Origin of the sequence: Streptomyces solicamelliae (genome assembly GCF_045348655.1) — a bacterium.
Taxonomy (GTDB): domain Bacteria; phylum Actinomycetota; class Actinomycetes; order Streptomycetales; family Streptomycetaceae; genus Streptomyces; species Streptomyces solicamelliae.
Genome location: NZ_CP160404.1, coordinates 3,852,790 through 3,874,112, shown reverse-complemented (window position 1 = coordinate 3,874,112; position 21,323 = coordinate 3,852,790). Strand labels below are relative to the sequence as shown.

The following is a 21,323-nucleotide window of genomic DNA, read 5'->3' as shown; positions in this document are numbered from 1 at the left end:
TTGAATGGTCCGAACGGACTATGCGTACGCGGCAGATCACCCAGGGGAGTGACCGCAGGACATAAACGACTTTCCCTCTGAATTCGGGGCATAAAGCCCGACTTTACAGAGGGCACTCAATGACGCATGCGGCGGAATCGGGCACACCGACCCATGTTTCGGGGTCATGAATCGGTGTGGATAACGCGGTTGATGACGGAGTAACCGCCGGGGTCTTGATACAGAACCGCACAGCTGTGACAGTTGAGAGCAGCTTAGGCCAAGGCATATACGCGTGTCCGGCGAATGAGAACGTAGGCTGCCCCCATGGGAAAGAAGCGCTCGGGCGGTGGTCTGACCGGGACCCAGCAGGCCGTCAAGTTCCTCGGTGTCAGTGTGCTCGCCGGAGCCGTGCTGGCGGGCATCGCCCTGCCCGCGGCCGGGGCCCTGGGGCTCGCGGCCAAGGGGACCGTCGAGGGGTTCGACGAGATCCCCGCGAATCTGAAGACTCCGCCGCTCAGTCAGCGCACCACCATCCTCGACGCGCAGGGCGGCAAGATCGCCACGGTCTACTCCCGTGACCGCACGGTGGTGCCGCTCGACAAGATCTCGCCGTACATGCAGAAGGCGATCGTCTCGATCGAGGACTCGCGCTTCTACGAGCACGGCGCGATCGACCTCAAGGGCGTGCTGCGCGCCATCAACCGGAACGCGCAGTCCGGCGGCGTCGCCCAGGGCGCGTCCACGCTGACCCAGCAGTACGTGAAGAACGTCTTCGTCGAGGAGGCCGGCGACGACCCCGACAAGGTCGCCCAGGCCACCCAGCAGACCATCGGCCGCAAGGTGCGCGAGCTCAAGTACGCGATTCAGGTCGAAGAGGAGCTGGGCAAGAAGAAGATCCTGGAGAACTATCTCAACATCACGTTCTTCGGGCAGCAGGCGTACGGCATCGAGTCGGCCTCCCAGCGGTACTTCTCCAAGCGCGCCGCCGACCTGAACGTGGAAGAGGCGGCGATGCTCGCCGGCATCGTCCAGTCGCCGAGCCGGTACGACCCCGTGAACGACGCGCAGGAGGCGACCAAGCGCCGCAACATCGTGCTGCAGCGCATGGCGGACCTGAAGCACATCACCCCGGCCGAGGCGGAGCGCGCGATGGCCAGCCCGCTGAAGCTGAAGGTGAGCAAGCCGAAGAACGGGTGCATCACCGCCGTCAGCGGCGCCGGCTTCTTCTGCGACTACGTCAAGCAGGTCTTCCTCTCCGACCCGGTCTTCGGCAAGTCCCGCGAGGAGCGCGCCAAGATCTGGAACCAGGGCGGTCTGACCGTCCGGACCACCCTGGACCCGCAGGCCCAGGAGGCGGCCCAGCAGTCGCTGAAGGACCACGTGAACCAGGACGACAAGGTCGCCGCCGCGGTGAGCATGGTCGAGCCCGGCACCGGCAAGATCCTGGCGATGGGCCAGTCCAAGCCGTACGGCTTCGGCGAGCACGAGACCACGATCAACTACTCGGTCAACCAGAAGCAGGGCGGCTCGAACTTCGGCTTCCCGGTCGGTTCGACCTTCAAGCCGTTCCTCGCCGCCGCCGCGCTCGAGCAGGGCCGGCCGCCGACGCAGGTGTACTCGGCGCCGTACGAGATGCCGTACCCGGCGTCGATCCCGACCTGCTCCGGCAACCCGTGGGTGAACGACGGCAACTACAAGCTCGAGAACGAGAACGAGTCGGAGGTCGGTCCGTACGCGCTGAAGGAGGCGATGGCCAAGTCGGTCAACACCTACTTCGTGCAGATGATCCAGGACATCGGCCTCTGCCCGGTCGTCGACGTCACCGACAAGCTGGGCGTGGTGCAGGGCAACGGCAAGAAGCTGCCGGTCTCCCCCTCCGCGCTGACCCTGGGCTCCACCGGTATCTCGCCGCTGACGATGGCCACGGCGTACGCGGGCTTCGCCAACCGGGGCACGTACTGCACGCCGACCGCGATCGAGTCGATCAAGACGGCGGACGGCAAGAAGCTCGACGTGCCGCAGTCCAGCTGCAGCAAGGCGATGACGGAGCGCACCGCGGACACGATCAACTCGCTGCTGCGCGGCGTGGTCGACTCCGGTACGGGCCAGCAGGCCGGTCTGACCGGCCGTGACAACGCGGGCAAGACCGGTACCACGGACGAGCGGAAGAACGCCTGGTTCGTCGGCTACACGCCGAACCTGTCGGGCGCGGTGTGGGTCGGCAGCGCCAGCCAGCAGGTCTCGATGGAGCGGATCACCATCGGCGGCGTGTACCACGACAAGGTCTTCGGTGGTCAGGTCCCGGGCCCGATCTGGAAGGACGCGATGACGGGCGCGCTGGACGGGAAGCCGGCCGGGCAGTTCGTCCGCGTCGACATCCCGGACGCGCAGCCGAAGGACCCGAAGGACAAGGACCGCGACCGGCGGCGCCCGGACGACAACAAGCCGGGCGACGACGGGAACATCTTCCCGGACATCCAGCTCCCGCCGGACCTGATCGGCGGCCAGCGCGGCGGCCAGGGCAACGGCGGCCGCGAGCGGTAGGCGGCGGTACATACGGAAGGGGCGGCTCCTCTCGATCGAGAGGAGCCGCCCCTTCTGTATGTACGGTCCGGTTCGGTCAGGCCCCGGAGCGGGTCCCGGCCTGGGTGTCCGTCCGGTCCCGGTCCGCGTGTCAGCCGGCGAGGAGCTTCTTCACCGTGGCGGCGACCCGGCCGCCCTCCGCGCGCCCCGCGACCTTCGGGTTCACGATCTTCATGACCGCGCCCATGGCGCGCGGCCCCTCCGCACCGGCGCCGGCCGCCTCGGCGACGGCCGCGGCGACGATCTGCTCCAGCTCGTCGTCGCTCAGCTGCTGGGGCAGGTACGCGTCGAGGACGACGCCCTCCGCCTTCTCGCGCTGGGCCTGCTCGGCACGGCCGCCCTGCTCGAAGGCCTCGGCCGCCTCACGGCGCTTCTTGGCCTCCTTGGCGATGACCTTCTGGACCTCGTCGTCGGAGAGCTCGCGCTTCTCCTTGCCCGCGACCTCCTCCTTCTGGATGGCGGCCAGGGTCAGCCGGAGCGTGGACGAACGCAGTTCGTCGCGCTCCTTGATGGCGGCGTTGAGGTCTTCCTGCAGCGTGGACTTGAGCGTGGTCATGGCTTCTTCTTAGCCCTTTCCTCAGGACCCGGTCAAAGAGCTTTCGGGTCCGTCGGCCGCCGCCGAGGGGGTGTGGGCGGCCACCGGGCGTTCGAAGAACGTCTCCAGGGACACCGTCGCCTGGGTGCCATTCACGCCCTCGATCGCGTACAACCGGCGCAGCACGTCCTGCAGTTGTTCGGTCGTCTCGGTGCGCACCTTGACCAGGACGGAGGCGCTGCCCGCGATGACATGGGCCTCCATGATCTCCGGGATCGCCGCGAAGGCGTCCGCCGAGTCGCCCATCCAGGCGGACGACTCGACCATCACGAACGCCAGCACCCCGACGCCGAGCGCCGCCGGGTCGACGTCCACGGTGGTGCGCCGGATGACCCCGCGCTCGCGGAGCTTGCGCACCCGCTCGTGGGCGGCGCCGGCGGAGAGGCCGACCTCCTTGCCGAGCGCGGCATAGGCCGTGGTCGCGTCGCGCTGGAGAGCGGCGAGCAGCCGGCGGTCGATCTCGTCGAGGTCCGCTGCCCTTGCCTGTGTCGTCCTCATGGTGTGGGTGGCCATGGCACAACCGTATCCACTTCTGACATAGTCGAGGAAGACAGAATCCGATTCGGCGATCAAGCCTTGGGGGATGACGATGTCCAGCACCACTCACCCTGTCGTGTACGAAATCCTGGACGAGCGTTTCCGCGCCGGACGCTGTGCCAATGGCGACGACTTCATGCAGGTCCTCTGGACCGGCGGCCGCTGGGTCGAGGGCCCCGTCTATGTGCCGGCCTGGCGGCAGCTCATATGGAGCGACATCCCCAACGACCGGATGATGCGCTGGGACGAGACGACCGGGACCGTCGGCGTCTTCCGCACCGCCGCCGGGCACAGCAACGGCAACACCCTCGACCGCGAGGGCCGGCTGATCAGCGCCGAGCAGGGCGGCCGCCGGGTGACGCGGACCGAGCACGACGGGCGGATCACGGTGCTGGCCGACCGCTGGCAGGGCCGGCGGCTCAACAGCCCGAACGACGTGGTCGTGCACTCGGACGGCTCGGTGTGGTTCTCCGACCCCGACTTCGGGATCACCAGCGACTACGAGGGGCACCGCGCGGAGTCCGAGATCGGCGCGAACAACGTGTACCGGATCGACCCCGGCACCGGGGAGGTGCGGCTGGTCGCGGACGGCTTCGGGGCGCCGAACGGGCTGGTGTTCTCGCCCGACGAGCGGGAGTTGTACGTCTCCGACACCCGCAACGGCGTGATCCGGGTCTTCGAGGTGCGGGCCGAGGACGGGACGCTGTCGGACGGCAAGGTGTTCGCCGAGATGAAGGAGGGGCTCGGCCGCTTCGACAACATCCGCTTCGACGACGGCGGACGGCTCTGGGCCGCGGCCATGCACGGCGGCGTGCACTGCTACGACCCGGACGGCACGCTGCTCGGCCGGGTGCTGATGCCGGAGCCGGTCGCCAACGTGGCCTTCGGCGGCCCGAAGAACAACATCATGTTCCTCACCGCGTCGACGTCCGTGTACAGCTTCATGACCGCCGTGACCGGAGCACCGCGCATCCGCGTCCGGTGACACCTGTTCGGTCTGCGACGATGGGGCGATGCGCGCACGCTACGGACTCCCCATGAAAATCACGGCCGGTGTGGCGGCGACGGCCGCGGCGGGCCTGATCTACTCCGCCGGCATCGAGGCCCGCTCGTTCCGGCTGCGCCGGATCACCGTGCCCGTGCTGCCGCGCGGGATGCGGGACCTGCGGGTGCTCCAGGTGTCGGACGTCCACATGGTGTGCGGGCAGCGCAAGAAGCGGGCGTGGCTCCAGTCGCTGGCGGGGCTGCGCCCGGACTTCGTCGTGAACACCGGCGACAACCTGTCCGACACCGAGGCGGTGCCGGAACTGCTGGACGCGCTCGGCCCGCTGATGGACTTCCCCGGCGTGTACGTCTTCGGCTCCAACGACTACTACGGGCCGCGGCTGCGCAACCCCGCCCGCTACCTCCTGGAGAAGACGCAGGGCCGGCACGGCCTGAACGGCAACGCGCCGGTCGTCGGCGCGGTGCACAACCCGTGGGAGCCCATGCGCGACGCCTTCGACGAGGCGGGCTGGGTCAACCTCACGAACACCCGGGGCCGACTGAAGCTCGGCGGCGTCGAGCTGGCCTTCACCGGCCTGGACGACCCGCACATCAAGCGCGACCGGTACGAGCAGGTGGCCGGCGGCCCCGACGAGTCGGCGGACTTCTCGATGGGCATCGTGCACGCGCCGTACCTGCGCACCCTCGACGCCTTCACGGCGGACGGCTACCCGCTGATCCTGGCCGGCCACACGCACGGCGGCCAGCTGTGCATCCCCTTCTACGGCGCGCTGGTCACCAACTGCGACCTGGACACCGACCGCGTGAAGGGCCTGTCCACCCACACGGTCCACGACCGCACGTCGTACCTCCACGTCTCGGCAGGCTGCGGCACGAACCGCTACACCCCGGTCCGCTTCGCCTGCCCCCCGGAAGCCACCCTGCTGACCCTGACGGCAAGGCCCTGACCCCCACGAAAACCGGATTTCGTCCTGGAGCGCGCGTGGGCTAAAGTAATCGATGTCGCCGCGACGAGCAGATCAGAGCAGCGACATCGGGGTGTAGCGCAGCTTGGCAGCGCGCTTCGTTCGGGACGAAGAGGTCGTGGGTTCAAATCCCGCCACCCCGACAGCTGAAACACCAGGTCAGGGGCCTGATCCGCGAGAGCGGGTCGGGCCCCTGAGTGGTTTTCGGGGTGCCTGGGGAGTGGCGCGGGGGTGGATCAAGGAATCGCTCTCGACGCTGCCCACCAGGTCGCCGCCGGCCCACCGGCGGTGGTGAGCAGGGCGACGAGCCATCCGGGGATGCGTCGGATGGTCAAGTGCAGTCCGCCGACGCGGAGTTCCGGGCGGGGTGGGCGGGTGTGGGCGACATGGCGCTCTCCCAGTTGGGACGGGATGAAGCGACGTGCGGCTCTCTCGCGGGCCCTCGCGATGTCGCGTCAGGGGCGGATGTGCTTGGCCTCGAAACGGCCGGCTCCCAGGGTCAGGACGAAGGAGACCTGCTGGCCCTCGGAGAGGGTGCGGGGTTCGGATTCGATGTCCTCTGCGGTGAAGAAGACCGGCTCCTCCGAACCGAGGGGGAGGACGAAGCCGTAGCCGTGACGGCGGTCGAAGGACTTCACGAAACCGGTGCTTCTGCCTTCCATGGCGGTCTCCTTCCTTCCCTCTATGACTACCCCGTGGGCGGACGGCGTTCTCGCCGCTCTGGACGTGGTCGGCGGCCTGTAGAGAATGGCGGTATGGAGTTCGCCGTGCTCGTGACGCTGCCCGGTCTGGTCATCGTGCTCTGTCTGGTCGCGTTCGCCGACCAGATCCTGCGGGCGACCGGACGCGGGCGGCGGCGCGGGCAGGTGTCGTCGACCGGGTTCGAGCAGCTGCACGCGACCTTCTCGCATGGGAAGGAGAGCGAGCTGAAGGAGCGGCAGAGCGCGCTGGTGATGCGGGACGACGAGGAGGACGGGGCGCCTCCGCACCGGTCGACGGTGGACCTGGGCGCCGGGCGGGCGGTCATTCGGCTGCCGTAGTTCTCCACATCCGCCGGGGTCCTCTTCCGTCGTCCGGGGAGTTATCCACAGATTCGGGCCGGGCGGGCTGAATGTCCCTGGGATCGAGCATCATGGGGACATGACCGAGAGTGACGAGAACCCCACCGCCGTACCCGTCTGGGAGCAGCGATTCCGCGCGCCGCGGGTGTCCCTGCCCGAGTGGGCCGAAGAGGCCCCGGAGCGTTCGCTGTTCGTGTCCAACGCGACGGGGACGTACGAGCTGTACGCGTGGGACCGGGCCACGGGCATACAGCGGCAGGTGACGGACCGGCCGAACGGGACGACGGACGGGGCGCTGCCACCGGACGGCCGCTGGGTGTGGTGGTTCGCGGACACGGACGGCGACGAGTTCGGGGTGTGGATGCGCCAGCCCTTCGAGGGGGGCGACGACGAACCGGCTGTTCCCGGGCTCGAGCCTTCCTATCCGGCGGGGCTCGCGATCGGGCGGGACGGGACGGTGGTCGTGGGGCGGTCCACGGACGAGGACGGGTCGACCGTGCACGTCGTCTCGCCGGGACGGGCCGAGCCGGTGGAGATCTACCGGCACCGGGAGTCGGCGGGCGTCGGCGACCTCTCGTACGACGGGACGCTGATCGCGATCGAGCACACCGAGCACGGCGACTCGATGCACGCCTCGCTGCGGGTGGTCCGTGCCGAGGACGGGTCGACGGTGGCGGAACTGGACGACAGCAAGGGCGGCGCCGAGGAGCTGGGCCTGTCCGTGTGGGGCTTCGCCCCGCTGGCCGGCGACACGCGGCTGCTGGTCGGGCACCAGCGGCGCGGCCGCTGGGAGCCGCTGCTGTGGGACGTGGTGACGGGCGAGGAGACCGACCTCGCGCTCGAGCTGCCGGGCGACGTCTCCGCGGAGTGGTATCCGGACGGCTCCGGGCTGCTGATCGGGCACGACCACGAGGCGCGCAGCGACCTGTGGCGGTACGAGATCGGGACCGGCGCGCTGGTGAAGGTGGACACGCCGGTGGGCTCGGTCTCGGGCGCGACGGCCAGACCGGACGGCTCGGTGGAGTACATGTGGTCGTCGTCGGCGCGGCCGGCGGTGCTGCGGTCGACGGACGGCGGCGTGGTGCTCGACCCTCCGGGGCCCAAGGCGCCGGAGTCGGTGCCCGTGGAGGACGTGTGGGTGGAGGGTCCCGGCGGGCGGGTGCACGCGCTGGTGCAGCGACCCGCCTCCGGCGAGGGCCCGTACCCGACCGTCTTCGAGGTGCACGGCGGTCCGGCCTGGCACGACAGCGACTCCTTCGCGGCGGGTCCGGCGGCCTGGGTGGACCACGGCTTCGCGGTGGTGCGGGTCAACTACCGCGGGTCGACCGGCTACGGGCGGGAGTGGACGGACGCGCTCAAGCACCGGGTCGGGCTGATCGAACTGGAGGACATCGCGGCGGTCCGCGCCTGGGCGGTCGGCTCGGGGCTCGCCGACCCGGAGCGGCTGGTCCTCTCGGGCGGTTCGTGGGGCGGGTACCTGACCCTGCTGGGCCTCGGGACACAGCCCGACGACTGGTCGCTGGGGCTCGCCGCGGTGCCGGTGGCCGACTACGTGACGGCGTACCACGACGAGATGGAGGCCCTGAAGGCGCTGGACCGCACGCTGCTCGGCGGTTCGCCCGAGGAGGTGCCGGAGCGGTTCGAGGCCTCGTCGCCGCTGACGTACGTGGACGCGGTGAAGGCGCCGGTGCACATCTCGGCCGGGGTCAACGACCCGCGCTGCCCGATCCGGCAGGTGGACAACTACGTGGACCGGCTGGCGGCCCGGGGTGCGGTGCACGAGGTGTACCGGTACGACGCGGGGCACGGCTCGCTGGTGGTGGAGGAGCGGATCAAGCAGGTGCGGCTGGATCTGGACTTCGTCCGCAGACACCTCGGGCTCCCCATCGAGGCTCCGGCCGAGGGTTCGGCGGGGACCCCGGCGGAAGGGAGATGAGAACGCTGCGTACCGTGGAGGGGTGTACCGGTTCCTGACAACGCCCCGCTGGTGGGGGATCAACGTCTTCGTTCTGCTGGCGATCCCGTTCTGCGTCTTCATGGGGACCTGGCAGCTGGGCAAGTTCGAGGAACGCGTGGACAACCACCAGGCGGCCGAACGGCTCCCGGACCCGGCGAAGCAGAAGGCAGCGCCGCTGGACTCCCTGCTCCCGGTGAACACGGCGACCTCGGGCCGGGTGGCCGAGGCCTCGGGCCGGTACGGCGAGCAGTTCCTCGTACCGGACCGGCGGCTCGACGACCGGGACGGCGCGTACGTGCTGACGCTGCTGAAGACGGACGGCGGCCGGGCGCTGCCGGTGGTGCGGGGCTGGCTGCCGGCCGGGGCTAAGGCTCCGGCACCGCCGGCCGGTGAGGTCACGGTCACCGGGGCGCTGCAGGCATCGGAGAGCGCGGGCAAGGGCGGCGGCGCGGCGGGCGGACTGCCGCAGGGTCAGCTGGGGGTGATCAGCGCCGCGGCGCTGGTGAACCTGGTGGACGACGAGGTGTACGACGCCTGGGTGACCCAGGCCGACTCCCCCGCCGGACTGACCCCGGTGCCGCCGAAGGCGGCGGCGGGCACGGGGCTGGACGTGAAGGCGTTCCAGAACCTGGGCTACACGGCCGAGTGGTTCGTCTTCGCGGGCTTCGTGGTCTTCATGTGGTTCCGGCTGTTCCGCCGGGAGGCCGAGGCATCCCGCGACAAGGCCCTCGGCCTGACCGACTGAGCCCTGACCGACTGAGCCCTCACCCGGCTGAGCTCTCACCGGCTGAGGGCCCTCCGGCCGAGCCCTCACCCGCCGCGGACCCGCCGACCGACGACCCGCCGACCCGGCGACCCGACGACCTGACGACCCGCCGACCCGTATGCCGGGAGGTCAGGAGGCGTCGAGGACGCCTGTGCGGTAGATCGTGCCGGCGCAGGCGTTCGGGATGGTCGTCGAGGCGGACGGGCCGCCGGACTCGGCGGTGTGGGTCACCGCGACGCTGCCGTCGAGGAGTCCGCCGTCCTCCGCGACCAGCTGGGGCTGCTCGCCGGTGGTGCCGTCCGTGCCGGTGGAGCCGGTCGTGCCGGTCCCGCCGTCCGTGGCCGGGGCGGTGGGCGTGGGCGAGGTGTTGGCGGTCGGGCAGGTCTCCGAGGGGACCCAGGCGAACTTCACCTCGTACGCCGTGTCCGGCTTCAGCAGCAGCGACGGGGACTCCTGCGAGGGGTCCGGCAGGCCGTTGGCCGCGTCGCCCGCGTGGTGCGAGACGACGGAGATCTTGCCCGGGTCGGCCGCGCCCGAGGTCTGGAAGGCGATGCTGCCCGAGCCGTTGACGGCGCAGTCGCGGCCGGAGAGGTTCGAGACCCGGAAGGTGCCGTAGACCTTGCCCTCCCCGTCCGGCTGGCCGCTGTACGCGGAGGTGACGCCTAGCTGGTCGGCCCGGCAGGACGGGGCGGAGACCGGTACGGAGTCCGGGACCTGCCCGCCGGTGCCGTCGGCCCAGCCGTCGCCGGTGCGCGTGCCGCTCTGCCGGGGCTTCTCGGACGCCAGGTCGTCACGGGTGGGCGAGGTGGAGACGCTCGGGGTGCCGCTGCCCTTGCCGCCGCCCTCGACACCCGTCTCGCTGCCCGTGCCGCCCTGCGCCTGCTCGCCGTGCCCGGCGTTGATCGCGGCGGCGTCGGTGACCCCGCCGGAGTTCGCGACGTGCACGAAGGCGGGGATCGCGGTGCCGATCAGGACCGCGGCGGCCGCCATGCCGACGACGGCCTGGCGCTTGCGGGCGCGCCGCGCGGGCACCGCCCGGCGCAGGTGGTCCAGCGCTCCGTCGGAGGGCTCCAGGTCGCTCACCGCGGTCTGCAGCAACTGCCGCAACGCCGCCTCGTCCCCGCGCTGACTCTTTCCGAAGCCGGCGCCCAGCAGTTCGCCCAGCTCCCTCTCGGGCCGCCCGTCGTTCACGATGTCGTCGTTCCCACTCAGCTTGTCCTGCCCGCTGTTCAGCGGTTCCTGCTCGTCGTCCCGGCGGCCGGTCATGTCGTGGCCTCCATGGCGACCCGCAGCGCCGCGATGCCGCGCGAGCCGTACGCCTTCACCGAGCCCAGGGATATCCCGAGCGTCTCGGCGACCTGCGCCTCGGTCATGTCGGCGAAGTACCGCAGCACCAGCACCTCGCGCTGGCGCCGCTGAAGTCCGCGCATCGCCTTGATCAGCGCGTCCCGCTCCAGCTGGTCGTACGCGCCCTCCTCGGCGCTCGCCATGTCGGGCATGGGCTTCGACAGCAGCTTCAGGCCGAGGATGCGGCGGCGCAGCGCCGATCGCGACAGGTTCACCACCGTCTGCCGCAGGTAGGCCAGCGTCTTCTCGGGGTCGCGGACCCGCGAGCGCGCCGAGTGCACGCGGATGAACGCCTCCTGGACCACGTCCTCGCAGGCCGCGGTGTCGTCCAGGAGCAGGGCCGCGAGACCGAGCAGCGACCGGTAGTGGGCGCGGTAGGTCTCGGTGAGGTGGTCGACGGTGGTCCCGGCGGCGCCGGCGTCTCCCACCGACCCATCGGCGGTACCGGCCTTCCCGGCGGAAGCGGCGTCAGCCGTCCCGGTGTCGTCGGTGGACCCCGCCGCCATGGCGTCGTCGGCGCCGTCGCGCGGGGTCGGGATGCGGGTGATACGGGCAGGGGGCATCGGAGCGATCACCGGCATGCCGCCGGCCGGCCGAGGCCGCCGGATCGGACGCACCACGGCTCCGCCTGCACGAACCGCGGGAGCCTCCGGTGCCGCGGGTGCGCCGACCGCGCCCCGCACGGGGACGAGAGCCGCGCCGCGGAGCGAGACCACCGCGGTGATGTCGAGTACCTCTGCCACGCCTGTTGGACACGTTCCCCCCCGTCAGGGTTGTACGCGTACGCCACCGTTTTTGGCGGTGCGTCGTTCGTCCTCATGCGTACCTGATCTTCCCCAAAGACGCCGCCGTCCGGCCCGGCGGTTGCAGACGGCGGGAAGAGCATCGTCGGGCATGACATCGCCGCAGTTCAAGAGCTACTTACTCGTGAATGTGCGATGACTTGCTCACACTCGGTCCACCAGCCGGTGCACCGATCCTACAAAGCGGAGACGACCGCTTCCGCGATCTGCACGACATTGAGGGCGGCCCCCTTGCGGAGGTTGTCGCCGCAGACGAAGAACTCCAGCGCCCGCTCGTCGTCCGGGGCCCGCCGCACCCGTCCCACCCAGGTCGGATCGGTGCCGACGACGTCCGCCGGCGTGGGGAAGTCCCCGGCGTCCGGATCGTCGTACAGCACGACGCCGGGCGCGGTGGCGAGGATCTCGTGGGCCCGCTCCACCGTCACCGGCTGCTCGAAGCGGGCGTGCACGGACAGCGAGTGCGTGGTGAGCACCGGCACCCGGACACAGGTGACGGCCATCGGCAGCTTCGGCAGGTCCAGGACCTTGCGGGTCTCCGCCCGCAGCCCGGCCTCCTCGGAGGACCAGCCGCCGTCGAGCGAGGCGCCCGACCAGGGCACCACGTTGAGCGCGACCGGCGCGGCGAACGGACCGGTGTCCTCGCCGACGGCCCGCCGTACGTCGCCGGGACGGGAGCCCAGCTCGGTGCCGGCGACCAGGGAGAGCTGCGAGCGCAGCGCGGCCACGCCGTCCTGGCCGGCGCCGCTGACCGCCTGCAGGGCGGTGACCACGACCTCGGCGGCGCCGAACTCGGCGTGTAGCGCGCCCAGCGCCACGATCAGGGCCAGGGTGGTGCAGCCGGGGCTCGCGACGATGCCGCGCGGCCGTACCCGTACCGCGTGCGGGTTGATCTCGGGCACCACCAGCGGCACGTCCGGGTCCAGCCGGAACGCCGCCGAGTTGTCCACGACCACCGCGCCCTTGGCGGCGGCGATCGGCGCCCACTGCGCCGCCACGTCCTCGGGTACGAGGAAGAGGGCGACGTCCACCCCCTCCAGAGCCTCCTCGGAGAGGGCCACGACCTCGGTCTCCGCCCCGCGCACGGCGAGCTTCCGCCCGGCCGAGCGCGGGGAGGCGACGAGTCGGATCTCGCCCCAGACGTCCGCGTGCTGCGAGAGCAGCTGGAGCATCACGGCGCCGACGGCTCCGGTCGCACCGACGACCGCGAGCGCCGGCCGGCGGTTCATCGGCCGGTGCCTCCATAGACCACGGCCTCGTCGGAGTCGCTGTCCAGGCCGAAGGCGGTGTGGACGGCGCGGACCGCCTCGTTGACGTCGTCCTGGCGGGTGACGACCGAGATGCGGATCTCGGAGGTCGAGATCAGCTCGATGTTCACGCCCGCGTCGGACAGCGCCTTGAAGAAGTCGGCGGTGACGCCCGGGTTGGTCTTCATGCCCGCGCCGACCAGGGAGATCTTGCCGATCTGGTCGTCGTAGCGGAGCGAGTCGAAGCCGATCGCGTCCTTCGTCTTCTCCAGGGCCTCGATGGCCTTCGGGCCCTCCAGCTTGGGGAGGGTGAAGGAGATGTCCGTCAGGGCGGTCGCCGCGGCGGACACGTTCTGCACGATCATGTCGATGTTGATCTCGGCGTCCGCGATGGCGCGGAAGATCGCCGCGGCCTCGCCCGGCTTGTCCGGGACGCCGACGACCGTGATCTTGGCTTCGGAGACGTCGTGGGCGACTCCGGAGATGATGGCGTGCTCCACCTGAACGTCCCCATTCGGCTTTTCGTTGCTGACCCAGGTGCCCGGCAGCCCCGAGAACGAGGACCGTACGTGGATCGGGATGTTGTAACGGCGCGCGTACTCGACGCAGCGGTGCAGCAGCACCTTGGAGCCGGAGGCGGCGAGCTCCAGCATGTCCTCGGAGGAGATCCAGTCGATCTTCCGGGCCTTCTTCACCACGCGCGGGTCGGCGGTGAACACGCCGTCCACGTCGGTGTAGATCTCGCAGACCTCGGCGTCCAGCGCGGCCGCGAGGGCGACGGCGGTGGTGTCCGAGCCGCCGCGGCCGAGCGTCGTGATGTCCTTCGAGTCCGCCGAGACGCCCTGGAAACCGGCGACGATGGCGATGTTGCCGCCGTCGAGCGCCGTACGGATCCGGCCCGGCGTGACATCGATGATGCGCGCTTTGTTGTGGACCGAGTCGGTGATGACGCCTGCCTGGCTGCCGGTGAACGACTGGGCCTCGTGCCCCAGCTGTTTGATCGCCATGGCCAGCAGTGCCATGGAGATCCGCTCTCCGGCGGTCAGCAGCATGTCGAATTCACGCCCGGCAGGCATCGGGGAAACCTGCTCGGCGAGATCGATCAGCTCGTCCGTCGTGTCGCCCATCGCGGATACCACGACGACCACCTGGTGGCCGTCCTTCTTGGCATCGACGATTCGCTTGGCGACGCGCTTGATGCCTTCGGCATCGGCAACGGAGGAACCTCCGTACTTCTGCACGACAAGGCCCACGTGCGCTCCTCGCTCAGTCCCTGCCGCAGTCATCACTGCGGTCGGCGTCAGTTTATCGAGCGGCCCGGAAACACCGACCGGATATCGCATGCTGAGATGTACTGCTCAAGGAGCGAGCCAACCCCCGTGTCGGGAGGTCAGCGCTTCACCGGCCGCAGCCCCAGCGGGCCCGCGATCTCCTGCACCATCACCCGGCCGGCCTCCTCCGCAAGGTCGTCCTCCGTCAGGTCCTCGTCCGTGTCCAGGCCGTCCAGCTCGGCCAGCGGCTGGTCCAGGCGGACGTGCGCGACCAGCGACTGCAGCGCCCGCAGGGTCGCCGAGGCGGTCGGGCCCCAGTTGGAGAAGTACGAGAACTGCCACCACCACAGCGCCTCGGTCGTCCGCCCGGCCCGGTAGTGGGCGAGGCCGTGCCGCAGGTCGGTGACGATGTCCGCGAGGCTGTCGGAGATCCGGGAGGGCACCGGCGCCTTGCGCGGCTCGTACGGGTCGAAGACCTCGGAGAACACGTCCACCGGGTCGAGCATCACCGCGAACCGCTCCCGCAGCTCGTCGACGTCCGCCTCCGGGCCCGTGTCCGGCTCGTACCGCTCGTCCGGGACGATGTCCTCGTGCGCGCCGAGCCGCCCGCCCGCGAGCAGCAGCTGGGAGACCTCCAGGAGCAGGAAGGGAATCGCGCTGTCGGGCTCGTCGCCCTTGGCCACTTCCGTGGTCGCGACGATGAAGGACTCGATGGAGTCCGCGATCTGGACGGCGAAGTCGTCCGGGTCCTGCGTGATCGAGTGCAGCGTGGCGTCAGACATCGAGGGTGCCTCCCTTGAGCGCACGGTGCGCGCATGCCCTGTCGTCATACATCTAGCAGGCGCCGCCCCTCGAAGGCACGGCCCAGGGTGACTTCGTCGGCGTACTCGAGGTCGCCGCCGACGGGCAGCCCGCTGGCGAGCCGCGTCACCTTGAGCCCCATGGGCTTGATCATCCGCGCCAGGTACGTCGCGGTGGCCTCACCCTCCAGATTCGGGTCGGTGGCCAGGATCAGCTCCGTGACCGTGCCGTCCGCGAGCCGGGCGAGCAGCTCGCGGATCCGCAGGTCGTCCGGGCCGACGCCCTCGATCGGGCTGATCGCGCCGCCGAGCACGTGGTACCGGCCGCGGAACTCACGGGTCCGCTCGATCGCCACGACGTCCTTCGGCTCCTCGACCACGCAGATCACCGCCTGGTCCCGGCGCGGGTCGCGGCAGATGTTGCACTGCTCCTGCTGGGCCACGTTGCCGCAGACCGCGCAGAACCGGACCTTCTCCTTGACCTCCAGGAGCGCCTGCGCCAGCCGGCGCACGTCGGTCGGCTCGGCCTGGAGGATGTGGAAGGCGATCCGCTGCGCGCTCTTGGGACCGACGCCGGGCAGCCTGCCCAGTTCGTCGATGAGGTCCTGAACCACGCCTTCGTACAACGCCAGCGCCCTTCTCGGGAGTGCTTGATTCTTACGGTAGTGGCTTAAGACGTGCGTCAGAAGCCCAGGCTCAGAAGCCCAGGCCCGGCATCCCGCCCATGCCCTGGGCGAGCGGGCCGAGCTTGGCCTGCTGGAGCTGCTGCGCGTTGTCGTTGGCGGCCTTGACCGCGGCGACGACCAGGTCGGCCAGCGTCTCGGTGTCCTCCGGGTCGACCGCCTTCGGGTCGATCACCAGAGCGCGCAGCTCGCCGGAACCGGTCACCGTGGCCTTGACGAGACCGCCGCCGGCCTGACCGTCGACCTCGGTGGCGGCGAGCTCCTCCTGGGCACGCGCGAGGTCCTGCTGCATCTTCTGGGCCTGCTGGAGCAGCTGCTGCATGTTGGGCTGGCCACCACCGGGGAACACGGTCACTCACTCCTGGTCACTGCATCGGTCACTGCTGACGACTCTCGGTACGCCGAGCCTACGTGGTCCACGCCCCCGCTGCCGCCCAACTCTTTCGAGTGAGAAACTCGGGGCTCCTCTACCTGATCACGACCCCCTTGCGGGCGGAATTCCCGGGAATGCGGGCCCACAGCCCACCATTCGGCGGTAGGAAGGGCAGGCACCACGTGCACCGCACGTCACGCTCGACGCAACCATGCAGAGGAGTGCCCCGGTGAGCCAGCAGCCGGACATGCAGCCGCCGGAGATGCCGGAGATGCAGCCGGGGCAGCCCGGCGGGAAGCGGGACGGCCACCGGGACGACCCGGCCCGCAATCCCGACCTGACCGGCGCGCCCTTCCCGCACGGCGACTGGGGCGAGCCCGCGGAGCGCCTCGACGAGCTGTACCGCTGGGTCGAGGCGCAGGCGCTGCGCACCGCGGACTGGTACCTCTCCGACCGCGTCCGCAAGCGCCGCGCGGCCGTCGCCCTGCGCATCGGCACGGCCGTGGGCGTCGTGGCGGGCGCGGCGCTGCCGCTGCTCGACCTGACGGACGTGGCGGCGGACGGGGCGGCCGGCTGGGGCTACCTGTCGCTGCTGCTCGGGGCGGCGTGCATCGGGTGCGACCGCCTCTTCGGGCTCACGTCGGGCTGGATAAGGAACGTGGCCACGGCCCAGGCCATCCAGCGACGGCTGCAGGCCCTGCAGTTCGACTGGGCGTCGGAGAGCGTGCGCGAGGTGCTCGGGCCCACGGAGGGCACGGCGAGCGAGGCGGCGGAGCGGTGCCTCGGGATTCTGCGGCGGTTCTCGGAGGACGTGACGGAGCTGGTGCGGGCGGAGACGGCGGACTGGATGGTGGAGTTCCGCTCGGGGCCGGCGCCGCTGGTGATGCAGTCGATGGGGGTGCCGGGTGCGCGTGCCGAGGTGCCGCACCCCTCGTCGCGGTTCCCCCTTCCGCCGGGGACGCGGCCGAACATGCCGCGGCAGCGGCCGCCGGAGCCGCGGTGACGCTCCGCTAGGGGGCAGTTTCGACCTGCGGGCCGGTTGCGGCTGGTCGCGCCCACGCGGCGGAGCCGCCCATCGATACACCCCGCGCCCCTGTCGGGGCGCCGCCGAAGGTGCGGGCCCCGTGTGCGGGGGCCCGCACCCCTCAGCTGAAGATGATCATCGAGCCCTGGCCCAGGCTCCTCGTCGCTGCCGCGTGGAGGCCCAGCCAGACGTGGCGTTCCCGGGCGAAGGGGCTGTCGTCGTACGGGATGGGGCCCGCGGGCTCCTCCAGGGACGTGGGGCGTTCCGGCGGGAGCGGGGCCGCCGGGGGGTTCGCGGGGTCGATGCCGATCGCCGGGGCCACGAACTCCAGCTCCCGCAGCAGCCCGTGCGAGGAGCCGAGCGGCCCGCCGCCCTCCAGCAGCTCGTCGTTCGAGAGCGGCGCCGGGAAGTCCACGGGCACGTACGCACCGGCGTGGTCGTAGTGCCAGACGAGGTGCGACTGCTGGGCGGTCGCCTCGAACATCTCCAGGAGCTGCTCGTAGTCCCCGCCGAGTTCGCCGACCGGCTCGACCGGCAGCCCGCACAGCTGGAGCAGGTACGCACGGCGCAGGAAGTGCAGGGCGTCGTAGTCGAAGCCGGCCACCGGCGCGACGTCGCCGGAGAGGCCCGGCATGTACGCGAAGACGGGGACGGTGGGCAGGCCGGCCTCGGTCAGCGCCTTGTCGTAGGCGGCGATCTCTTCGGCGAAGGGATTGTCGGGGCTGTGGCACAGCACGTCGACGAGGGGGACCAGCCACAGGTCACAGGCCAAGGCGGGCTCGCTCTCCGTTGTCTGTCGTGGTCACGCGTCGGGTCGGGACAGCGTAGTGGCCTCCGTACCCTCCGCACAGGCCGGGTACGCGTCAGCCCTGGAAGCGCTCCAGCCGGTCCGCCCACTGCAGGGCGTGCTCGTTGTACTCCTCGACCACCGCGATCGCGGCCTTCGCGTCGCCCCGGGTGATCGCGTCGACCAGGGCGGTGTGCCCGCCCCACAGCCAGTCGAGCAGTTCGAGGTCGGAGCGCAGGTACGGCACGGCGAACACCCAGGCGTGCACGCGCAGCCGGTGCAGGAAGCCGGCGACGTACTCGTTGGTGGAGACGAGCCGGCTCAGCTCGCGCCAGAAGCGGATGTCGTAGCCGATGAGGACGTCCAGGTCGCCGGTCCGCGCGGCGCGCGCGGCGGCCTCGGCGCGGCGGCGCACGGAGGCGAGCGCGGCCCCGAAGCGCACGTCGGGCTCGCCGGCGGCGCCGCCGGCCGGGCCGAGCGGGGCGGCCGGGGACGGGTCCGCGGCGAGATGGCGGCGGAATATCCCGTCCACGATCATCATCCGGGCCTCGACCATGCCCCGGTAGTCGTCGACCGTGAAGCGGTGGACGCAGAAGCCGCGGTGGTGGTCGGAGTCGAGCAGCCCCTGCGCGGAGAGGTCGACGAGGGCCTCGCGCACGGGCGTCGCGGAGACGCCGTACTGCTCGGCGATGTGCTTGACGGTGAAGGTGTCGCCCGGCCGGAGACGCCCCGCGAGGATCTCGTCACGCAGCGCGTCCGCGATCTGCTGTCGCAGGGTGCTCCGCGTCACGCTCGCGTTCGTGGGCATGGTGAGGCCCCCTCCGTCCGGCTGCGGGACACAGTAGTCCAGGCGGAGGGGGTCCATGATCATTTAGCGCGCCGCGAAGGCCACGGCGGCCTCAGACGGTGTGCTCGTCCGCCACCGACAGGGCGGCGTCGAGGGCGGCCAGGCCCTCCTTGGCCTCGGCCTCGGAGACGTTGCAGGCGGGCACGGCGTGGGTGCGGTTCATGTTGATGAACGGCCACAGACCGTGCTTCTTCGCCGCCGCGCCGAAGGCCGCCATGGGCGCGTTGGCCGCGCCGGAGGCGTTGTACGGGACGAGCGGCTCGCGGGTCTCCTTGTTCTTGACCAGGTCCAGCGCCCAGAAGGCGCCCATGCCGCGCACCTCGCCCACGGACGGGTGGCGCTCGGCCAGCTCGCGCAGGCCGGGGCCGAGCACCGTCTCGCCGATGCGGGCGGCGTGCTCGACGACCTTCTCGTCCTCCATCACCTGGATGGTCGCGACGGCCGCGGCGCAGGCCAGCGGGTGGCCGGAGTAGGTGAGGCCGCCGGGGTACGGGCGGGTCTCGAAGGTCGCGGCGATCTCCTCGCTGATCGCGACGCCGCCGAGCGGCACGTAGCCGGAGTTCACGCCCTTGGCGAAGGTCATCAGGTCGGGCACGACGTCGAAGTGCTCGGCGGCGAACCACGTGCCGGTACGGCCGAAGCCGGCCATGACCTCGTCGAGGACGAAGACGATCCCGTACGCGTCGCAGATCGCGCGCACGCCGGCGAGGTAGCCGGGCGGCGGCGTCATGATGCCGGCGGTGCCGGGGACGGTCTCCAGGACGATCGCCGCGATGTTCTGCGGGCCTTCGAAGGCGATGGTGTCCTCGAGGTGCTGCAGCGCGCGCTCGCACTCCTGCTGCTCGGTCTCGGCGTAGAAGGCCGAGCGGTACAGGAACGGCGCCCAGAAGCGGACCACGCCGGCGGTGCCGGTGTCGGAGGCCCAGCGGCGCGGGTCACCGGTGAGGTTGATCGCGGTGGAGGTCGCTCCGTGGTACGAGCGGAAGGCGGAGAGCACCTTGTGGCGGCCCGTGTGCAGACGGGCCATCCGGACGGCGTTCTCGACGGCCTCGGCGCCGCCGTTGGTGAAGAAGATCTTGTTCAGGTCGCCGGGGGTGCGCTCGGCGATGAGGCGGGCGGCCTCGGAGCGCACGTCGATGGCGAACGCGGGCGCGAAGGTGGTGAGCTTCGCGGCCTGCTCCTGGATCGCGGCGACCACACGGGGGTGCTGGTAGCCGATGTTGGTGTAGACGAGGCCGCTGGTGAAGTCGAGGTACCGGTTGCCGTCGTAGTCCCAGAAGTACGAACCCTCCGCGCCGGCGACGGCGAGCGGGTCGATCAGGCCCTGGGCGGACCAGGAGTGGAACACGTGCGCACGGTCGGCGGCCTTCACGGCCGCACCGGCCTGGGGATCGGGTTCGACATGAGGGGTCATGGATCCAGCGTAAAGACGCGCAGGTCGGAGCGGCCATCACCATCCTGTCCACCGAGACGGCGGGGGACGCGACACGTTGCCGGACGGGAGCAGGACCGGAGTCGGACCGGAGTCGGACCCCCCTTATTGACAGCAGGCTGTCAATCTGACAGTCTGCTGTCAGAAGCAGAAGACACCGCAAGCTGGAGGCAGGCCATGCGCACCGTCCACCTCGCCGTCTACGACACCCTCGCCGACTGGGAGACCGGCCACGCCACTTCGTGGCTCGCCCGCTGCGGCTTCACGGTCAGGACCGTCGGCTTCACCGCCGAGCGGCCCGTCACCACCATCGCCGGGATGCGGATCGTCCCCGACCTCGCGCTCGCCGACCTGCGCCCCGAGGACAGTGAGCTGCTGATCCTGCCGGGCGCCGACCTCTGGGACACGAGCGACGAGCTCGCACCCTTCGCCGCCAAGGCCCGCACGTTCCTCGACGAGAAGGTCCCCGTCGCCGCCATCTGCGGCGCGACCGCGGGCCTCGCCCGCGAGGGCCTGCTCGACGACCGCGCGCACACCAGCGCCGTCGACTTCTACCTGGCCGCGACCGGCTACCGGGGCGGTGAGCGGTACGTGGAGACGGACGCGGTCACCGACGGCGAGCTGATCACCGCCGGCCCGACCGAGCCGGTCGCGTTCGCCCGCGAGATCCTGGGCAAGCTGGGCGCCTTCGAGGGCTCCAAGCTGGACGCCTGGTACCGGCTGTTCCACGACTCGGACCCGGCGGCGTTCGCCGAGCTCAACTCGTGAGCCGGGCACAGCAGGACGCGTTGTCCCGGACCGCGCTCGCCGTGTTCCGGCTGAACGGCCAGTTCCTCTCCGTCTCGGAGAGGCTGGCCGAACCGGCCGGGCTCACGGCCGCGTGGTGGCAGGTCCTCGGCGCCGTCCTGCCCGAGCCGCTCCCCGTCGCCGGGATCGCCCGCGTCATGGGCATCACCCGCCAGAGCGTCCAGCGGATCGCGGACCTGCTGGTCCGCGAGGGCCTCGCCGCGTACGAGCCCAACCCGGCCCACCGCCGCGCCAAGCTCCTCACCCCCACCCCCGAGGGCCGCGCGGCCATCGACCGCATCGACCCCGGCCACGCGGAGCTGGCGGCCCGGCTGATGAGCGAACTCGGCGGCCAGGACGCCTTCGAGGAGACGGTACGGGTGCTGCGGCGGCTGTCGGCGGCGCTGGACGCGATCGAGCTGGAGGCGAGGGAGAGCGACGGCTGATTCCTGAGCCTGATTCCGCAGCGATCGTT

General features: G+C 71.0%; 22 protein-coding genes and 1 tRNA gene. 10 read left to right on the top strand and 13 right to left on the bottom strand.

Annotated elements, in window-relative coordinates; genetic code table 11:
• Positions 1-306: 306 nt before the first annotated feature.
• Positions 307-2,526 carry a transglycosylase domain-containing protein gene (locus ABZO31_RS18060; protein ID WP_406862263.1) on the top strand — a complete coding sequence of 740 codons (2,220 nt, stop codon included), beginning with the start codon at positions 307-309 and terminating at the stop codon, positions 2,524-2,526.
• A gap of 130 nt (positions 2,527-2,656) precedes the next feature.
• Here ABZO31_RS18060 and ABZO31_RS18055 read toward each other — a convergent pair whose 3' ends face one another.
• Together ABZO31_RS18055 and ABZO31_RS18050 are read right to left on the bottom strand one after the other, a co-directional pair.
• On the bottom strand, positions 2,657-3,121 hold the full coding sequence (locus ABZO31_RS18055; protein ID WP_406862262.1) for a GatB/YqeY domain-containing protein: 465 nt from the start codon (positions 3,119-3,121) through the stop codon (positions 2,657-2,659).
• A 21-nt stretch (positions 3,122-3,142) separates the two neighbouring features.
• A complete protein-coding gene (locus tag ABZO31_RS18050; protein WP_406862261.1) occupies positions 3,143-3,673 on the bottom strand; it encodes an Lrp/AsnC family transcriptional regulator in 531 nt (176 codons plus the stop codon).
• Between the two features lie 70 nt (positions 3,674-3,743).
• Between ABZO31_RS18050 and ABZO31_RS18045 the strand changes: the two genes are divergently transcribed.
• The 3 genes from ABZO31_RS18045 to ABZO31_RS18035 all read left to right on the top strand — a co-directional run bounded on the left by ABZO31_RS18045 (position 3,744) and on the right by ABZO31_RS18035 (position 5,810).
• Complete coding sequence (locus tag ABZO31_RS18045) at positions 3,744-4,682, top strand: SMP-30/gluconolactonase/LRE family protein (RefSeq protein WP_406862260.1); 939 nt, start codon at positions 3,744-3,746, stop codon at positions 4,680-4,682.
• A 28-nt stretch (positions 4,683-4,710) separates the two neighbouring features.
• Positions 4,711-5,649, top strand: coding sequence for a metallophosphoesterase (locus ABZO31_RS18040; protein ID WP_406862259.1), 939 nt, complete (start codon positions 4,711-4,713; stop codon positions 5,647-5,649).
• Between the two features lie 87 nt (positions 5,650-5,736).
• Positions 5,737-5,810, top strand: a tRNA-Pro gene (locus ABZO31_RS18035).
• Positions 5,811-6,122: 312 nt separating this feature from the next.
• Here ABZO31_RS18035 and ABZO31_RS18030 read toward each other — a convergent pair.
• Positions 6,123-6,329 (bottom strand): cold-shock protein, encoded by a 207-nt coding sequence (locus ABZO31_RS18030; protein ID WP_406862258.1) that lies wholly within the window; start codon positions 6,327-6,329, stop codon positions 6,123-6,125.
• Between the two features lie 93 nt (positions 6,330-6,422).
• On the opposite strand from ABZO31_RS18030, the gene ABZO31_RS18025 reads away from it, so the two are divergent.
• The 3 genes from ABZO31_RS18025 (at position 6,423) to ABZO31_RS18015 (ending at position 9,430) form a co-directional block, all read left to right on the top strand.
• Entirely contained in the window at positions 6,423-6,707 is a 285-nt protein-coding gene (locus ABZO31_RS18025) for a DUF6191 domain-containing protein (RefSeq protein ID WP_406862257.1), read from the top strand.
• A 100-nt stretch (positions 6,708-6,807) separates the two neighbouring features.
• The gene (locus ABZO31_RS18020) at positions 6,808-8,664 is read left to right on the top strand and encodes a prolyl oligopeptidase family serine peptidase (protein WP_406862256.1); all 1,857 of its coding nucleotides are present in this window, start codon (positions 6,808-6,810) and stop codon (positions 8,662-8,664) included.
• A 22-nt stretch (positions 8,665-8,686) separates the two neighbouring features.
• The gene (locus ABZO31_RS18015; protein WP_406862255.1) at positions 8,687-9,430 is read left to right on the top strand and encodes an SURF1 family protein; all 744 of its coding nucleotides are present in this window, start codon (positions 8,687-8,689) and stop codon (positions 9,428-9,430) included.
• Between the two features lie 150 nt (positions 9,431-9,580).
• On the opposite strand, the gene ABZO31_RS18010 is transcribed toward ABZO31_RS18015, so the two are convergent.
• The 7 genes from ABZO31_RS18010 to ABZO31_RS17980 form a co-directional block, all read right to left on the bottom strand.
• Entirely contained in the window at positions 9,581-10,717 is a 1,137-nt protein-coding gene (locus ABZO31_RS18010; protein WP_406862254.1) for a hypothetical protein, read from the bottom strand.
• Entirely contained in the window at positions 10,714-11,541 is an 828-nt protein-coding gene (locus tag ABZO31_RS18005; protein WP_406862253.1) for a SigE family RNA polymerase sigma factor, read from the bottom strand. The genes ABZO31_RS18010 and ABZO31_RS18005 overlap by 4 nt, the downstream gene beginning before the upstream one ends.
• A gap of 236 nt (positions 11,542-11,777) precedes the next feature.
• Positions 11,778-12,827 carry an aspartate-semialdehyde dehydrogenase gene (locus ABZO31_RS18000; protein WP_406862252.1) on the bottom strand — a complete coding sequence of 350 codons (1,050 nt, stop codon included), beginning with the start codon at positions 12,825-12,827 and terminating at the stop codon, positions 11,778-11,780.
• On the bottom strand, positions 12,824-14,098 hold the full coding sequence (locus ABZO31_RS17995) for an aspartate kinase (protein ID WP_406862251.1): 1,275 nt from the start codon (positions 14,096-14,098) through the stop codon (positions 12,824-12,826). Before ABZO31_RS17995 ends, ABZO31_RS18000 begins: the two co-directional genes overlap by 4 nt.
• A 137-nt stretch (positions 14,099-14,235) precedes the next feature.
• Positions 14,236-14,898 (bottom strand): DUF5063 domain-containing protein, encoded by a 663-nt coding sequence (locus ABZO31_RS17990; RefSeq protein ID WP_406862250.1) that lies wholly within the window; start codon positions 14,896-14,898, stop codon positions 14,236-14,238.
• Positions 14,899-14,942: 44 nt separating this feature from the next.
• On the bottom strand, positions 14,943-15,542 hold the full coding sequence (gene recR / locus ABZO31_RS17985) for a recombination mediator RecR (protein ID WP_361584939.1): 600 nt from the start codon (positions 15,540-15,542) through the stop codon (positions 14,943-14,945).
• Between the two features lie 70 nt (positions 15,543-15,612).
• A complete protein-coding gene (locus ABZO31_RS17980) occupies positions 15,613-15,948 on the bottom strand; it encodes a YbaB/EbfC family nucleoid-associated protein (RefSeq protein ID WP_406865390.1) in 336 nt (111 codons plus the stop codon).
• Between the two features lie 295 nt (positions 15,949-16,243).
• Here ABZO31_RS17980 and ABZO31_RS17975 point away from each other — a divergent pair, with 295 nt between their 5' ends.
• On the top strand, positions 16,244-16,975 hold the full coding sequence (locus tag ABZO31_RS17975; protein WP_406865389.1) for an SLATT domain-containing protein: 732 nt from the start codon (positions 16,244-16,246) through the stop codon (positions 16,973-16,975).
• A gap of 142 nt (positions 16,976-17,117) precedes the next feature.
• On the opposite strand, the gene ABZO31_RS17970 is transcribed toward ABZO31_RS17975, so the two are convergent.
• The 3 genes from ABZO31_RS17970 to ABZO31_RS17960 form a co-directional block, all read right to left on the bottom strand.
• A complete protein-coding gene (locus tag ABZO31_RS17970) occupies positions 17,118-17,768 on the bottom strand; it encodes a hypothetical protein (RefSeq protein ID WP_406862249.1) in 651 nt (216 codons plus the stop codon).
• A gap of 91 nt (positions 17,769-17,859) precedes the next feature.
• Positions 17,860-18,591, bottom strand: coding sequence for a GntR family transcriptional regulator (locus ABZO31_RS17965; protein ID WP_406862248.1), 732 nt, complete (start codon positions 18,589-18,591; stop codon positions 17,860-17,862).
• Positions 18,592-18,682: 91 nt separating this feature from the next.
• The gene (locus ABZO31_RS17960) at positions 18,683-20,044 is read right to left on the bottom strand and encodes an aspartate aminotransferase family protein (RefSeq protein ID WP_406862247.1); all 1,362 of its coding nucleotides are present in this window, start codon (positions 20,042-20,044) and stop codon (positions 18,683-18,685) included.
• Positions 20,045-20,239: 195 nt separating this feature from the next.
• Between ABZO31_RS17960 and ABZO31_RS17955 the strand changes: the two genes are divergently transcribed.
• Positions 20,240-20,830 carry a DJ-1/PfpI family protein gene (locus tag ABZO31_RS17955; protein ID WP_406862246.1) on the top strand — a complete coding sequence of 197 codons (591 nt, stop codon included), beginning with the start codon at positions 20,240-20,242 and terminating at the stop codon, positions 20,828-20,830.
• Positions 20,827-21,294 carry a MarR family winged helix-turn-helix transcriptional regulator gene (locus ABZO31_RS17950; protein WP_406862245.1) on the top strand — a complete coding sequence of 156 codons (468 nt, stop codon included), beginning with the start codon at positions 20,827-20,829 and terminating at the stop codon, positions 21,292-21,294. Before ABZO31_RS17955 ends, ABZO31_RS17950 begins: the two co-directional genes overlap by 4 nt.
• Positions 21,295-21,323 lie beyond the last annotated feature (29 nt).

Excerpts from the sequence above, each read along its gene's own strand:
- ABZO31_RS17990 (WP_406862250.1), bottom strand. The coding sequence starts at position 14,898 with ATGTCTGACGCCACGCTGCACTCGATCACGCAGGACCCGGACGACTTC.
- ABZO31_RS17975 (WP_406865389.1), top strand. The coding sequence starts at position 16,244 with ATGCAGCCGGGGCAGCCCGGCGGGAAGCGGGACGGCCACCGGGACGAC.
- ABZO31_RS17955 (WP_406862246.1), top strand. The coding sequence starts at position 20,240 with ATGCGCACCGTCCACCTCGCCGTCTACGACACCCTCGCCGACTGGGAG.
- ABZO31_RS18030 (WP_406862258.1), bottom strand. The coding sequence starts at position 6,329 with ATGGAAGGCAGAAGCACCGGTTTCGTGAAGTCCTTCGACCGCCGTCAC.
- ABZO31_RS18050 (WP_406862261.1), bottom strand. The coding sequence starts at position 3,673 with ATGGCCACCCACACCATGAGGACGACACAGGCAAGGGCAGCGGACCTC.
- ABZO31_RS18010 (WP_406862254.1), bottom strand. The coding sequence starts at position 10,717 with ATGACCGGCCGCCGGGACGACGAGCAGGAACCGCTGAACAGCGGGCAG.
- ABZO31_RS18040 (WP_406862259.1), top strand. The coding sequence starts at position 4,711 with ATGCGCGCACGCTACGGACTCCCCATGAAAATCACGGCCGGTGTGGCG.
- ABZO31_RS18020 (WP_406862256.1), top strand. The coding sequence starts at position 6,808 with ATGACCGAGAGTGACGAGAACCCCACCGCCGTACCCGTCTGGGAGCAG.
- ABZO31_RS18060 (WP_406862263.1), top strand. The coding sequence starts at position 307 with ATGGGAAAGAAGCGCTCGGGCGGTGGTCTGACCGGGACCCAGCAGGCC.
- ABZO31_RS18055 (WP_406862262.1), bottom strand. The coding sequence starts at position 3,121 with ATGACCACGCTCAAGTCCACGCTGCAGGAAGACCTCAACGCCGCCATC.
- ABZO31_RS17965 (WP_406862248.1), bottom strand. The coding sequence starts at position 18,591 with ATGCCCACGAACGCGAGCGTGACGCGGAGCACCCTGCGACAGCAGATC.
- ABZO31_RS18045 (WP_406862260.1), top strand. The coding sequence starts at position 3,744 with ATGACGATGTCCAGCACCACTCACCCTGTCGTGTACGAAATCCTGGAC.
- ABZO31_RS18000 (WP_406862252.1), bottom strand. The coding sequence starts at position 12,827 with ATGAACCGCCGGCCGGCGCTCGCGGTCGTCGGTGCGACCGGAGCCGTC.
- ABZO31_RS17960 (WP_406862247.1), bottom strand. The coding sequence starts at position 20,044 with ATGACCCCTCATGTCGAACCCGATCCCCAGGCCGGTGCGGCCGTGAAG.
- ABZO31_RS18025 (WP_406862257.1), top strand. The coding sequence starts at position 6,423 with ATGGAGTTCGCCGTGCTCGTGACGCTGCCCGGTCTGGTCATCGTGCTC.